Source organism: Rhodococcus sp. UFZ-B548 (assembly GCF_903819475.1).
Lineage (GTDB): Bacteria > Actinomycetota > Actinomycetes > Mycobacteriales > Mycobacteriaceae > Rhodococcus_F > Rhodococcus_F erythropolis.
Map to the genome: position 1 here is coordinate 147,466 of NZ_CAIJDS010000002.1, position 14,022 is coordinate 161,487.

The window sequence follows — 14,022 nt, forward strand, 5'->3', positions numbered from 1 at the left end:
TAAGCACATGTGTTCGTATATCAGTAGTCACCGACAGACCCGGTTCGATCACTCCACACCCAACTGGAACAGGTCACCCGGCTGATCACCCTGATAGACGAGCACGTCGACGCCCGGATGGTGCGCGATGACGTGCGCCTCGAGCTGCCCGGCCAGGGCGTCCGGCGCGTCGGCGCCCATGAGTAGGGTCACGAGTTCGCCACCGGATCCGAGCGCGAGGTCGACCAGTCGCGCACTCGACTCCGCGACGTCGGGACCGATGAGCACCACCTCGTGCCCCATCAGACCGATCGCGTCACCCGGATCACACGTCCCGACGTACGTCAGCGAACGCTCGACCGCAATTCGCAATGATCCCCAGCGCGTCGCAGCCGCCGCCTCGGACATCGTGAAGCCGTCGTCGGCGACGTTGCGTTGAGCGTCGTGAACGGCAAGTGCGGCCAAGCCCTGAACCATCGACGATGTCGACAGCAGCAGAACCTGGTGAAGCGGATCGCGTGCAGCGGCACTGACTGCGACCAGTTCCTGAGCCGTCAAGGCTCCGTTCGGCAGCACCAGAACTTCACTTCGCTCCATCTGACGAATGCGGCCGAGCAGTTGCGCACGTGTCACCGGCGCGTCGTCGCACCGAAGAACCGTCGCACCCTCACTCTCGAACAACGCCGCCGCACTCTCACCGGCGACGACGGCCAGAACGCCGCGGGCACCGGCACCCGGGAATCGCCTCTCCGCCCGTGCCACCAACTGGTCGCGTTCGTCGACGAGAAAACTGCTGATGCGAATACCGTGGACCTTCCCGGCTTCGAGGCCGGCTTCGACGGCTGCACCGGCATCGCAGCAATGCACGTGCACCGACCAGCCACCGAAGCCGTCGCTGACGATGACCGTCGAATCTCCGAGGACGGACAGCCGCGTGCGCAGCGCCGTCATGCGATCGTCGTCCGAGTCGTCGACGAGGTACATGACCTCGAAATCCTGTTCCGAGTGATCACCACATTCGATCGGGCTCTTGTGAGCCCAATCGTGATCGAATGCGCTGACGTCGACAACTGCGCTCGACCTCGGGTCCGGCGTCCCCAGATCCTCGCGAACCTGCGACTTCCCGGTCACCACCTCGACAAAAGCGTCGAGGATCAGAACCAGACCGAATCCCCCGGCATCGACCACCCCGGCCGACGCCAGAACGTCCAGTTGCTCCGGGGTCTTGTTCAGCGCGATCGCAGCCGCATCGGCAGCGGCGGCAACCACGGAAGCAAGATCCTCGCCGCTCGGCGTCTTGGTGTCGACGCACTCCTGCGCTGCCTCACCCGACGCGCGCAGAACCGTGACGATGGTGCCTTCCACCAGATCGGAGACAGCCCGAGAAGCCAGCCCCGTCGCCGTGGTCAGTGAGTTCGCAAAGCTACGGCCGTCGATGTGCTCGCCTTGAACGCTCTCCGCGATACCCCGGATCACCTGGGAGAGGATCACTCCGGAATTACCCCGTGCACCGGACACCGCGCCCCGAGCCAGCGCGTTGGCGACGCGGCCGGCACTGCGGACGTCGTCCTCGATCGTCTCGGCGGAATCGAGCGCGGCCCGCATCGTGAACAACAGGTTGGTGCCGGTATCCGAATCAGGGATGGGAAAGACGTTGAGGCTGTTGATCTCACCGCGACGTTTCTGGAGGCTGTCGACCGCCCGACGGGCCCAGCGCCGCAGCAGATGTCCGTCCGCGACGGATTCCGCTTCTTCGGCGACGCGTTGCACTTCCCCCACTGACGGTTCCCCTCCACGATGGACAGACAGACGATGGAAAGACTGACGATGAAAAAGAGATCGGTGATCGGTGCAGTCGAGGGTAGTCCGACGCTTCTGCGCAACCGTCATTACCGGGCGGTTTGGCCATTCGGGCCGGAAGCGGTTACTCTTACACGGTTGCCTCGAACGGGCTACACGAAATAATGCTGCACTTTGTTTGTTGCTGATTGACTGTTTTCACGTTCGGCTGCACAGTGAGCGGTCAAGGATCGGTTCGAAGTCGAGTATATTCGGATTGTAATTCTGGCTGCCCTACCGTGTAGGGTAACCACTTCAATATTCATTTCTAACAAGGAGTTCGCGACTATGGCTGCCGTCTGCGACGTATGCGCCAAGGGGCCCGGCTTCGGTAAGTCGGTCTCGCACTCGCACCGGCGTACCAATCGTCGCTGGAACCCGAACATTCAGTCTGTTCGTACCGAGGTTGCCCCGGGTAACACCCGTAAGGTCAACGTGTGCACCTCCTGCCTGAAGGCAGGCAAGGTCGCTCGGGGCTGATTGCCCGAGCACAAACTATTGCAGGCTCTGCCCCCGTCACTTCGGTGACGGGGGCAGAGCTGTTTCTATGTGGCTGTATCTATGTGTCCCCGTGTTTCGTATGGCTGTCCGACACCCGTAATGTGCGTTGAGTGACTTCCATCGATGACCTGAGCAAAGTGACCCTCGACGAGGGCGTACTCCGCATCACCATTTCCACCGCCGCCAACGGCACCTCCCTCGACGACGAAGGACTGGTTCAGGGCGCGCAGGCGCTCGAGACAGTCGGAAACGACATCGGGAGCATCCTTCTGGTCGGCGAAGGCGCAAACTTCTGTGCCGGCGGCAACGTCCGTGCGTTCGCCGCAGCCCCTGACCGCGGCGAGTACGTCGCCGAGGTTGCCCGTGTCTTCCACGTGTTCGTTCGCGCGCTCGACGCCGCGACCGCTCCAGTGGTGGCCGGGGTCCACGGATGGGCTGCCGGCGCCGGAATGAGCCTGGTCTGCCTCGCCGACGTCGCAATCGGCGGCACCGGCACCAAGCTCCGCCCCGCGTACCCCTCCATCGGTTTCACCCCGGACGGCGGAATGTCGTGGACACTCCCACGCATCGTCGGCGTGGCACGCGCTCGCGAGATTCTTCTCAACGATTCGGTGATCGGTGGCGACGAAGCCGTCCGGCTGGGGATCCTCACCCGACTCGTCGGCGACGACGAGGTCCAGGAAGAGGCAGCTCGCCTCGCCCGCGCTTTGGCCAACGGACCGAGTACGTCGTACTCGGGAATCAAAGCACTGCTGCGTTCGTCGCGGACGAACTCGCTCGCCGAGCAACTCGACGCCGAGGCTGCGTCCATCGCCCTCGCGGCGAACAGCCCGATCGGGCGCGAGGGTGTCGACGCATTCGTCGACAAGCGTCGCCCCGATTTCACTTCCGCAAAGCAGGCCTAGTCAGCTGGCATGCCGAATGTCGTGTCACGACGTTCGGCATGCCAGGTGAGTGCAGGCGCAGTTCGATCAGCCCAGATTCCAGTCGACCGGGTCGGCCCCGAGTCCGGTCAAGAGTTCGTTCGCACGACTGAACGGGCGCGAACCGAAGAAGCCGCGCGAAGCCGAAAGCGGTGACGGGTGCGCTGATTCGATGATCGGTGTGTCGCCCAGCATCGGCGCGAGAGTGGCCGCGTCACGACCCCACAAGATCGCCACCATCGGTGACGACCGCGCCACCAAAGCGCGGATAGCCTGCTCGGTCACCGGCTCCCAGCCCTTCTTACGATGAGAAGCGGCTTGACCCGGCTGCACGGTGAGTACGCGATTGAGAAGCAGCACACCTTGTTTCGACCACGGCGTCAGATCGCCGTTCGGCGGTATCGGCAACCCGAGATCCTGGTGATACTCCTTGTAGATATTACCGAGACTTCGTGGAACCGGCCGCACGTCCGGGGCAACCGAAAAGCTCAACCCGACAGCATGACCGGGCGTCGGATAGGGATCTTGACCGACGATGAGCACCCGAACGTCGTCGAACGGGTTCGTGAATGCACGCAAGACGTTCTCTCCCGCAGGCAGATACTCCCGTCCCGCAGCGATCTCTTCGCGCAAGAACTTACCCATCGCGGAGATCTGCTCCGAGACCGGTTCGAGTGCCCGCGCCCACCCTGGATCGACGATCTCTGCAAGCGGCGCCATCAGTCGAGCCTGAGCAACGCGTCGCGGTAGTACGCCGCATTGGCTGCGTACATCTTGACGTTTCCGTCGAGGTGGCCGAGCGGAACTTCGTATCCCGCACGGACCTTGGCGGGCACACCGAGTGCCATGCTGCGCGGGGGAACTTGCATCTTGTTGGCCACCACCGCACCCGCGGCGACGATCGACCCCGTCCCGATCACCGTTCCGTTGAGAACCACGGATCCCGATGCGATCAGGCAGTGGTCCTCGATGGTCGACCCCTCGATATGCGCGTTGTGGCCCACCACGCAACCGGAACCGATGACAGTCGCATCGATGGCGGTGCAATGGATGACAGTTCCGTCCTGGATGTTGGATCCGATTCCCACCGAAATGGTTCCGTAGTCACCACGCAATACCGCCTGCGGCCAGATCGAGGTGCCTGCCGCGAGAGTCACGGCACCGATCACCACTGCGTCCGGGTGAACGTATGCGTCCGGATGAATGTCCGGAACTCTGTCTCCAAGTGCATATACAGCCATGAAAGCAACCTATACCGCGGTGGTGACGGTGGTCGAAAAGCTGTGCCATCCCCCACCGCTCTCACGAGGCGAACCGTCGACGCTCACGCCGGAACCGGCCGCAACCTCACCGATCACAGTCCAACCCGACGGAATCTCGACCTCAGGCCCGAAAGTTGCTGCAAATCCGTGATCTTCACCACCGGAGAGGATCCAGTCCAGCGGATCGACGTCGAGCGCCTCGGCCGCCGATGCGACATCGGGTGAGGTGGGAACCGCGGCCGAGATGATGTCGAACCGCACGTGCGAGGCCTCTGCGAGATGTCGTAGGTCCGCGATCAATCCGTCGGATACGTCCGTCATGGAATGTGCTGATTCTGCGGCGTCCCATGCCGATTGATACGGCGGATTCGGAACACGATGAGAGGCAAGCAAGTCTGGAAAGCTTTCGGTCTCGTCGAGCAATACGGCTTCGTCGAGCAGTAGAGCCAACCCGGCTGCCGAGCAACCGAACAACCCGGCGACCGCGATCTTGTCACCGATCTTTGCTCCCGAACGCAGAACTGCCGGACGGCCACCGAGATCGCCGAGCACGGTCACCGACACCACGATCACCGGTGACTGGACCAGGTCACCGCCGACCACACCGGTCCCCAGATCAGTTGCCGCGTCCCAGATTCCCGCGGAGATTGCGTCGATCACGTCGACCGGAGTCGAAGGCGGGCATCCCAGAGACACGGTGAATGCCGTCGGCCGCGCTCCCATCGATACGACATCCGCAGCGTTCTGTGCCACTGCCTTTCGGCCGATGTCGCGTGGCGAAGACCAATCCATTCGGAAATGCCGACCTTCGACCAGCATGTCGGACGAGACAACCACACGGCCGTCTCCGGACGTCACGATCGCGGCATCGTCACCCGGCCCCAGTTCGGTGGTGACCGGTTGGATTCGGCCGACCAGAGATCGCGCGATCACGTCGAACTCCCCCACCTGTTCAACAGTGTGCTCTGACCCGAACTCCGATGATGCGATGAGTGTCTCCAATGCCGACGCAATTCGCTCGTAAGCGGCCTGCGGTACCTTCTAGCTGTGGTCGTGAATGCTTCTGCAAGCTCACGCGTGTGTCGGCAATCCTACCGATTCACCGACGTGCCCTGCGAAGTGACGAGACCGCTGATCGACTGGACCAGGACCCGAGCGAAGAACTGAGCATGGCAGAAAACACCTCCACCGCAGACAACGCCGACATCGACCCCGATAGCGACGACGATCCGTCCGAGCGCCGCAGTCCGGCGCTGATCGCCACCGCCATCGCGCTCCCGGTAGCCCTGATCGTCGGAGTGGTGATCGCGGCCGTCGTCGCGGGAAACAACCCTGAACTCTCGCCGGTAGCGCTGGGACCCGTACCGGCACCGGCGGCGGAGTCGGAGGCCTGCGTTTCCCTCCTCGGTGCGCTCCCCGACAAGATCGACGACTTCACGAAAGCCGAGTTGGTTGACCCTGCTCCGGCTGGAGCGGCAGCTTGGCAGCGCAGCGAAGGTGAGCCGATCGTGTTGCGCTGCGGGCTCGACCGTCCGACCGAGTTCGACCAGGCTGCAGCACTACAGGTTGTGAACGGTGTCCAATGGTTCCAGGTCTCGGGAACCGACGTCGGTCTGGCTGCGAGCACTTGGTTTGCCGTAGACCGCGGTGAGTACATCGGTATCACGATCCCCGACGGGACCGGCCCGACGCCGATTCAGGAGATCTCCGACACCATCACGGCGACTCTCGAACAGAAGCCCCTCGACCCGGCGCCGGTCGCGGTTCCCTGATCAGCGAAGTCCGGTACCGCGAGCGATGGCGGTGTCGACCAGTGTCGAAATCAAAGTGCGGTAATCGATTCCGGTGGCGTTCCACATCTTCGGATACATCGAGATGGAAGTGAACCCGGGCATCGTGTTGATCTCGTTGATCACCGGGCCGTCAGCCGTGACGAAGAAATCGACCCGCGAGAGTCCCTGGCAATCGAGTGCCTTGAACGCGCGGACTGCAAGCTCCCTGATCTGGTCGCTCACCGACTCGTCGAGTTTTGCGGGGATGTCGAATTCGCAGACGTCGTCGAGGTACTTGGTGTCGAAGTCGTAGAACGCGTCCGAATCGGTGTCGGCATCCGGCATCCGGATCTCGGCGACCACGCTGGCCTTGACGTCACCGTTCGGGAATTCGAGGACGCCGCATTCCACCTCACGGCCGATGATCGCGCCTTCGACGATCACCTTGGGATCGTGCAGGCGCGCATGAGCGATCGCCCCGTCCAGACCGTCCCAATTGCTCACCCGGGTGATGCCGATAGACGAGCCTCCACGAGCGGGCTTCACGAACACGGGAAGGCCCAACTCCGCCTTCTGCTCTTCGGTCAGCGTTGCGATTCCCGGCCGAAGCACGACCTGCACTCCGACGGGAAGTCCTTCAGCGGCAAGAAGCTTCTTCGTGAACTCTTTGTCCATGCCGGCGGCGCTGGCCAGGACTCCGGGTCCGACATACGGAACCCCGGCAAGTTCGAGCAATCCTTGAATGGTGCCGTCTTCGCCGTAAGCCCCATGCAGAACGGGGAAAACGACGTCGACCGACGCGAGCACAGCACCGGCGTCGGAGCCGTCGAAGGAGATGACCTCGCCCTCGCGGGTGGGGTCCGCGCTGAGGACCACCGACGTTCCGTCTTTGTCGACCGACGGCAACGCGCGCCCGCTGATCGCGAGGGAGCTGGGGTCGCTCGACCCGAGGACCCAGGAACCGTCGACTGTGATGCCGATCGGTACGACGTCGTACCGATCCGGGTCGAGGTTGCTCAGGACGCTTCCGGCGGAAACACAGGACACTGAATGCTCATTGCTCCGGCCACCGAAGATCACGGCCACGCGGGTACGGCTGCTGTTCACGCGTCAAACCGTACCGCCGAATCGACTTCGGCACGCGATCGGGCCGGGCCGGAAATCATCGACGTGGTCCGCTCACGCGTCGAGCGCGCGCTCGATGTCGGCCAGGAGATCGGCGGTGTCCTCGATGCCACAAGCGATTCGGACAAAACCCGCACTGACCGGATCGCCCCAGCGCGCACGACGATCCGCCGTCGTGTGGATCCCACCGAAGCTGGTGGCGGCCGTGACGAGATTGCTCGCTTCGACGAACGAGTGGAATGCTTGAGCCGAATCCAACTCGGCGCTCACCAATCCGCCGAATCGTTTCATCTGACCGGATGCCGTTGTGTAGGACGGGTCACCGCGAAGGCCGGGATAACGAACGGACCGGACCGCTTTGTGTCCAGCCAACATCTCGGCCAGGGCCAGCGCGTTGTCGCACTGACGCCCGAATCGCAGGCCTGCCGTGCCGAGACTCCGGTGCGCAAGCCACGTCTCGAAGGGGCCGAGCACCGTTCCCGAAAGAAGTCGCTCACGCTCGATCCGCTGACTCACCGCCGCATCGGAAGTAGCGACGTAACCCATCAGGAGGTCACTGTGCCCGCTGAGTGCCTTGGTACCGCTGGCCACCACGACGTCGGCACCCAATTCGAGCGGGCGCTGCCCCAGCGGTGTCGCAGTCGTGTTGTCGACGATCAGCAGCGCGCCCGATCGGTGACACACGTCGGCGAGCACGCGAAGGTCGACCACGTCCAGCACCGGGTTGGACGGCGTCTCGGCGACGACGACCACGCGACCCGGTGACGCGTCGAGCAAATCCGCGAAGCTCGCGTCGCCCATCTGCAGGGTCGAGACTTCGCGAACGGTGATTCCCAACGGCGCCAGACGTTCGTTCGCGTACAACCGCACCTGGTAGTACCCGTCCGAGGGCACGACGACGGTATCCCCGGCGACGAGCACGCTGCGCAAGGTCGCGGTGATCGCAGACATCCCCGACCCCATGACGAGTGCGTGGTCCGCTCCTTCGAGCGCCGCGAGCGCCGATTCGAGTCCGCGCCAACCCGGGTTCGACGCTCGAGCATAGGTATCGGACTCGGAGCCTTCGTCCACCGAAAGTTGGTACGGCGCAGCAAATATCGGACCCAGCTGCATGGGCTGACCCGCAGCGTGTTCGCGCGCAACGGCGCTCACACTGCGCGTCGAATCCCCGTAACCCTCGAAATCACTCACATTAATTTCACTCATTCCGGCTTCGTCCGGCGTCCGAGCAACTGACCGATCGCATCGCTGACGGCCATGCCTTCGTGGCACACCCGATGGACCGCGTCGGTCAACGGCATCTCCACGTCGTAGCCGGCAGCGAGTGCGCGTACCGACGTACACGACTTCACGCCCTCGGCGACCTGACCGTTGGTTGCCTTCTGTGCCGACTCCATCGACCCGCCCCGTCCGAGTCGCTCTCCGAACGTCCGGTTTCGCGACAACTCGGACGTGCAGGTCGCGACCAGGTCACCGACGCCCGCCAAGCCTGCAAGCGTCGACGCCTTGGCGCCGAGCGCGACACCGAGCCGAATCGTCTCGGCGAGACCACGGGTGATGATGCTGGCAACCGTGTTGTCGCCGAATCCACTACCGGCGGCCATGCCGCAGGCCAGCGCGATCACGTTCTTGCACGCGCCACCGATCTCGCAACCGATGACGTCGGAGTTGGTGTACGGCCTGAAATAGCCGGTAGCGCAAGCATCCTGGAGAGCGAGGGCACGCGAGGAATCCGAGCAGGCGATCACCGTGGCCGCTGGCTGCCCGCTGGCGATCTCGTGTGCAAGATTCGGGCCCGAGAGCACCGCGACGCGCCCCGGTTCCACGCCGGTCACCGACACGATGACCTGGCTCATGCGCATGAGCGTCCCGGTCTCGATTCCCTTGGCCAGACTCAGCAGAGTCGCATCGGGTCCAATCGAGCCTTTCCACTGCTCCAGGTTTCCCCGTAGCGACTGCGAGGGAACCGCCAGCACGATGAAGTCAGCGCCTGCCATCGCCTCCTCGTGGTGGTGGGTCGCGCGAATCGACGAAGGCAAAGCAATGCCTGGCAGATAGTCGCTGTTCTCGTGCGTGGTGTCGATGCGCTTCGCGACCTCTTCACGCCTGGCCCACATCGTCACGTCGGTTCCGGCCTCGGCCATCACCTTGGCCAACGCTGTTCCCCACGAACCTGCGCCCAATACAGCTGCCTTACTCACACGCTCACCCCGTCTACCCGGCGAAGCGGGTCGCCGCCAGAAAAATCGTCTGCACAGAGTATCGCCTGTGGTGCACTGCGGTGGGCAGCCGCGGACACCGAGCGTGATGACTGGCAAGATCGAGGGATGGACAGCGCGGAACCCCCGTACCCACACGTCGTGGAGACACCGCATGCGCGCACGGAGATCGAACGCCCCATGCATGCGATAGTGGCCGTCAAGTCCTTGAGATCGGCCAAGTCCCGGCTCGCGGGCGAACTCGACGCGGACGCGCGTGCAGACCTCGTGTTGGCCATGCTTCACGACACCCTCGCGACCGTTGCCGCCGTCTCTGCCATCGACACCGTCACGGTGGTCACCCCAGACCCGACCGTTGCCGCTCTTGCGTATTCCGTCGGCGTGACGGTCTACGCCGATCCAGCTCCCGACATCTCGCTGACCAACGGCGCCTCACCGCGCGCGGAGGAAACCCTCAACGCAGCGTTGAGTGCAGCGGCCGCCGATATCCGAGCCAAACGCGGAGTGGTCGACCTCGTTGTGCTGCAAGCCGACTTGCCCGCGATGCAACCGAGCGAGCTGACGGAGGCCGTGGCCGCCGCCCGAAGCGGTGGACGTTCAGTCGTCGTCGATCACCACGGCACCGGCACTTCCGCATTGTTTGCGTGTGGCGAGAGTGCGCTCGACCCCCGATTCGGTCCGGAATCCGCACGGGGACATGCTAATTCAGGTGCTCGTCCACTCAACGGCCAATGGCCGGGACTGCGCACCGACGTCGATACCCACGCCGATCTCGACACCGTGCGCGCACTGGGAGTAGGCCCCGCGACATTGGCTTCGTTGACCAGACTCAAGGCCACGCCGTCGAACAGTCGATGAATTTTCTTTCATCGATTGTCGGACCGCGCGATTGTGGGGGATGATCGACGAGTGAGCAATGGCGAAGCACTCGAAAACCGTATTTCCGAAGACCAGTCGGACGGAGACCACAGCTCCGGCCGACACGAGAACGGCGCGGCCACCTCGCCGCGATCTCAGGCCGTCGCGGTCGCCACCAACATCCCGGGCGCTCCCCCTGCAGCTACCAAGGCAGAGCTACCCGAATTGCTCGTCGGACTTCCCGAGGATCGTTACCTAAACCGCGAACTCAGCTGGCTCGATTTCAATGCTCGTGTTCTCGCATTGGCTGCCGACGAGTCACTGCCGTTGCTCGAACGCGCAAAGTTCCTCGCCATCTTCGCTTCCAATCTCGACGAATTTTTCATGGTCCGGGTCGCCGGACTCAAGCGCCGCGACGAGACGGGACTGTCGGTCAGGTCCGCCGACGGCCTCTCCCCACGCGAACAATTGGCGCTCATTGCGCGTCGCACCCAGGAACTCGCCGACAAGCACGCACACGTGTTTCTCGACTCGGTCCGCCCTGCCCTGGCGGCAGAAGGCATTTCAATTGTTCGATGGGCCGACCTCAGCGCCGACGATCACGGCCGGCTATCGGCGCATTTCCACGAGCAGGTCTTCCCGGTACTGACGCCGTTGGCAGTCGATCACGCCCACCCGTTCCCCTACATCAGCGGACTGAGCCTCAACCTCGCCGTGACAGTGAAGGACTCCGTCACCCGCGGCGAACACTTCGCTCGCGTCAAGGTTCCCGACAACGTCGGCCGGTTCGTGCGAGTCAAGAGCACGACGTCTTCGTCCACCATCGATTCGTTCCTCCCGATGGAAGAACTGATTTCGGCTCATCTGGACGTGCTGTTCCCCGGAATGGAAATCGTCGAACATCACGCCTTCCGAATCACACGCAATGCCGATTTCGAGGTCGAAGAGGATCGGGACGAGGATCTGCTGCAGGCACTCGAACGTGAATTGGCGCGTCGTCGTTTCGGTTCGCCCGTTCGCCTCGAAGTTGCCGACGACATGACCGAGCACATGCTCGAACTGCTTCTGCGTGAACTCGACGTCGATCCGGCCGACGTGATCGAGGTTTCCGGGCTCCTCGACTTGTCCTGCCTCTGGCAGGTTTACGCCGTCGACCGCCCAGCACTCAAGGACGCGCCGTTCGTCCCGGCGACGCATCCGGCGTTCGGCGAGCGTGAGACACCGAAGAGTGTGTTCTCGACCCTGCGCGAGGGCGACGTGCTCGTCCACCACCCTTACGACTCGTTTTCCACCAGCGTTCAACGCTTCATCGAACAGGCCGCGGCCGACCCGCAGGTGCTCGCGATCAAGCAGACCCTGTACCGAACTTCGGGCGACTCCCCCATCGTCAACGCACTGATCGACGCCGCCGAGGCCGGCAAGCAAGTTGTTGCCCTCGTGGAGATCAAGGCCCGCTTCGACGAGCAAGCCAACATCAAGTGGGCACGCAAACTCGAGCAGGCCGGCGTTCACGTCGTCTACGGTCTCGTCGGTCTCAAGACTCACTGCAAGACGTGCCTCGTCGTCAGACGCGAAGGTTCGACCATTCGTCGCTACTGCCACATCGGCACCGGCAACTACAACCCGAAGACCGCGCGCATGTACGAGGACGTCGGATTGCTCACGGCAGCACCGGAGATCGGTGCTGACCTCACCGACCTCTTCAACTCGTTGACCGGATACTCCCGCAAGACGAGCTACCGCAACCTTCTCGTCGCGCCGTACGGGGTTCGCCGCGGGATCATCGAGCGGATCGACAACGAGATCGCCCACAAGCTCGCAGGCCGCGATGCCGGTATCCGCTTGAAGGCCAACGCATTGGTCGACGAGCAGGTCATCGACGCGTTGTACCGCGCGTCCAAGGCCGGTATCCCCGTCGAGATCGTGGTCCGCGGAATCTGCGCGCTCAAGCCGGGTGTTCCGGGCCTCAGCGAAAACATCGAAGTACGTTCCATTCTCGGGCGGTTCCTCGAACACTCGCGAATGTTCCACTTCCGCTCGGCCGACGAATTCTGGATCGGCAGCGCAGACATGATGCACCGCAACCTCGATCGCCGCGTCGAGGTCATGGTGCAGGTCAAGGATCCGAAACTGTCGAAGCAACTCGGTGACATCTTCGATTCCGCGCTCGATCCGCGAACTCGCTGCTGGGTACTGCATCCGGACGGCAGTTGGGTCGCTGCCCCCGAACGCGGTGAGGACGTACGCGAGCATCAACAGTCGTTGATGCGCAGCCGCACCGCCAGCGGGTCTTGACGGGCTCGGATCACACCATGAGCGACAAGCCGGTCAAAGCCAACATCTTTGCCGCAGGCGCGGTTCTGTGGCGGAAGGCTCCCCAGGATCCTTCCGCCATCGAGATCGCCGTCGTACATCGACCGAAGTACGACGACTGGTCATTCCCCAAAGGAAAGCTCGATCCAGGCGAGACCTTCTTGACCGCAGCAGTTCGCGAGGTCCGCGAAGAGACCTCGATCACCGGACGTTTCGGAAGGCACCTCGGTGGCGTGACGTACCCGATCCCGGGACATCGCAAACTCAAACGAGTCGAATACTGGTCGGCCGAAGCAGTCGACGGAGATTTCGGGCCGAATAACGAAGTAGATGTTCTCTATTGGCTTCCGGTCGCCGAGGTCGCCGATCATCTTTCCTACCCGATGGATCGAATGATTCTTCGCCGCTTCGTTTCCATTCGGCCTGACACCAAAACGGTATTACTCGTCCGCCACGCAAAGGCTGGAAGCCGTAAGCGGTACAAGGGCGACGACAATTTGCGTCCACTCGACGCCAAGGGCAAAGAGCAATCCGCCGCCTTGGTCGAACAGCTGAAAATCTTCGGAGCCGATTCGGTTTTCGCGGCTGACCGTACGCGCTGCATCGACACCGTAATGCCGTTGGCGGAGGCATTGGGTGTCGAGATTTCGACGGAACCTCTTCTGACCGAAGAAGGTTACGAGGCCGATCCCGACGCCGCTCGGGCACGTGCGCTGCAGATCGCCGCACTGGAGGGCACTCCAGTGATCTGCAGCCAAGGAGGCGTCATCCCCGATTTGATGCGCTGGTGGGCTGATACGGCCGGTGTAACACTGCCCTCTGCACGCAACCGTAAGGCGAGCACTTGGGTGCTCTCGTTCCTCGACGGCCGTCTCGTCGCCGCCGATCACCTCGACAGCCCGCTCCCCAAAGTCGCCAACTCCTGAGGGATTTGGACCAACCGGCCCCAGCTCGATTCGGTAGTTTTGCAAAGCACTGAAACACAGGAGAATTCACACTTCTCCCAGACAGCAAAAAGAGGTGCAGCCGCGGATCAGATCCGCGGCTGCACCTCTTTGTCTTACGGCATCGGGTTTTTCACCCGAACGCGACTACTTTCCGCGCTTGGCCGGAGCCTTCTTGGCCGGAGCCTTCTTGGCTGCGGTCTTGGCCGGAGCCTTCTTGGCCGGAGCCTTCTTGGCCGGAGCCTTGGCTGCGGTCTTGGCCGGAGCCTTCTTGGCGGGAGCCTTGG

13 protein-coding genes are annotated in these 14,022 nt (G+C 63.1%); 6 read left to right on the plus strand and 7 right to left on the minus strand.

Annotated elements, in window-relative coordinates; all coding sequences use genetic code 11:
- Nucleotides 1-48 precede the first annotated feature (48 nt).
- Nucleotides 49-1,758: a DAK2 domain-containing protein gene (locus tag H7C86_RS03475; protein WP_020969321.1), complete on the minus strand. Its 1,710-nt coding sequence runs from the start codon at nt 1,756-1,758 to the stop codon at nt 49-51.
- A gap of 348 nt (nt 1,759-2,106) precedes the next feature.
- Here H7C86_RS03475 and rpmB point away from each other — a divergent pair, with 348 nt between their 5' ends.
- Together rpmB and H7C86_RS03485 are read left to right on the plus strand one after the other, a co-directional pair.
- Entirely contained in the window at nt 2,107-2,298 is a 192-nt protein-coding gene (gene rpmB, locus H7C86_RS03480) for a 50S ribosomal protein L28 (protein WP_003942669.1), read from the plus strand.
- A gap of 131 nt (nt 2,299-2,429) precedes the next feature.
- The gene (locus tag H7C86_RS03485) at nt 2,430-3,224 is read left to right on the plus strand and encodes an enoyl-CoA hydratase-related protein (protein ID WP_019747947.1); all 795 of its coding nucleotides are present in this window, start codon (nt 2,430-2,432) and stop codon (nt 3,222-3,224) included.
- Nucleotides 3,225-3,290: 66 nt separating this feature from the next.
- Here the strand turns inward: H7C86_RS03485 and H7C86_RS03490 are convergent, their stop codons facing one another.
- From H7C86_RS03490 to H7C86_RS03500, 3 genes are read right to left on the minus strand one after another with little or no spacing between them, the layout of a single operon-like run.
- Entirely contained in the window at nt 3,291-3,962 is a 672-nt protein-coding gene (locus H7C86_RS03490) for a uracil-DNA glycosylase (RefSeq protein WP_020907272.1), read from the minus strand.
- A complete protein-coding gene (locus H7C86_RS03495) occupies nt 3,962-4,483 on the minus strand; it encodes a gamma carbonic anhydrase family protein (RefSeq protein WP_182261102.1) in 522 nt (173 codons plus the stop codon). The genes H7C86_RS03490 and H7C86_RS03495 overlap by 1 nt, the downstream gene beginning before the upstream one ends.
- Nucleotides 4,484-4,492: 9 nt before the next feature.
- Nucleotides 4,493-5,494, minus strand: a complete 1,002-nt coding sequence (locus tag H7C86_RS03500) for a thiamine-phosphate kinase (protein WP_182261167.1) — start codon at nt 5,492-5,494, stop codon at nt 4,493-4,495.
- Between the two features lie 89 nt (nt 5,495-5,583).
- Between H7C86_RS03500 and H7C86_RS03505 the strand changes: the two genes are divergently transcribed.
- Complete coding sequence (locus H7C86_RS03505; protein WP_078377411.1) at nt 5,584-6,276, plus strand: DUF3515 domain-containing protein; 693 nt, start codon at nt 5,584-5,586, stop codon at nt 6,274-6,276.
- Here the strand turns inward: H7C86_RS03505 and H7C86_RS03510 are convergent, their stop codons facing one another.
- From H7C86_RS03510 to H7C86_RS03520, 3 genes are all read right to left on the minus strand, one after another.
- On the minus strand, nt 6,277-7,383 hold the full coding sequence (locus H7C86_RS03510) for a D-alanine--D-alanine ligase family protein (RefSeq protein WP_020907268.1): 1,107 nt from the start codon (nt 7,381-7,383) through the stop codon (nt 6,277-6,279).
- A gap of 72 nt (nt 7,384-7,455) precedes the next feature.
- A complete protein-coding gene (locus tag H7C86_RS03515) occupies nt 7,456-8,607 on the minus strand; it encodes a cystathionine gamma-lyase (protein ID WP_182261103.1) in 1,152 nt (383 codons plus the stop codon).
- On the minus strand, nt 8,604-9,602 hold the full coding sequence (locus H7C86_RS03520; RefSeq protein WP_019747941.1) for an NAD(P)H-dependent glycerol-3-phosphate dehydrogenase: 999 nt from the start codon (nt 9,600-9,602) through the stop codon (nt 8,604-8,606). Before H7C86_RS03520 ends, H7C86_RS03515 begins: the two co-directional genes overlap by 4 nt.
- 126 nt (nt 9,603-9,728) lie before the next feature.
- On the opposite strand from H7C86_RS03520, the gene cofC reads away from it, so the two are divergent.
- From cofC to H7C86_RS03535, 3 genes are read left to right on the plus strand one after another with little or no spacing between them, the layout of a single operon-like run.
- Complete coding sequence (gene cofC, locus H7C86_RS03525; protein ID WP_078377410.1) at nt 9,729-10,478, plus strand: 2-phospho-L-lactate guanylyltransferase; 750 nt, start codon at nt 9,729-9,731, stop codon at nt 10,476-10,478.
- Nucleotides 10,479-10,529: 51 nt separating this feature from the next.
- Entirely contained in the window at nt 10,530-12,773 is a 2,244-nt protein-coding gene (locus H7C86_RS03530) for an RNA degradosome polyphosphate kinase (RefSeq protein ID WP_003942685.1), read from the plus strand.
- Nucleotides 12,774-12,790: 17 nt separating this feature from the next.
- Nucleotides 12,791-13,717, plus strand: a complete 927-nt coding sequence (locus H7C86_RS03535; RefSeq protein ID WP_019747939.1) for a bifunctional NUDIX hydrolase/histidine phosphatase family protein — start codon at nt 12,791-12,793, stop codon at nt 13,715-13,717.
- Nucleotides 13,718-14,022 lie beyond the last annotated feature (305 nt).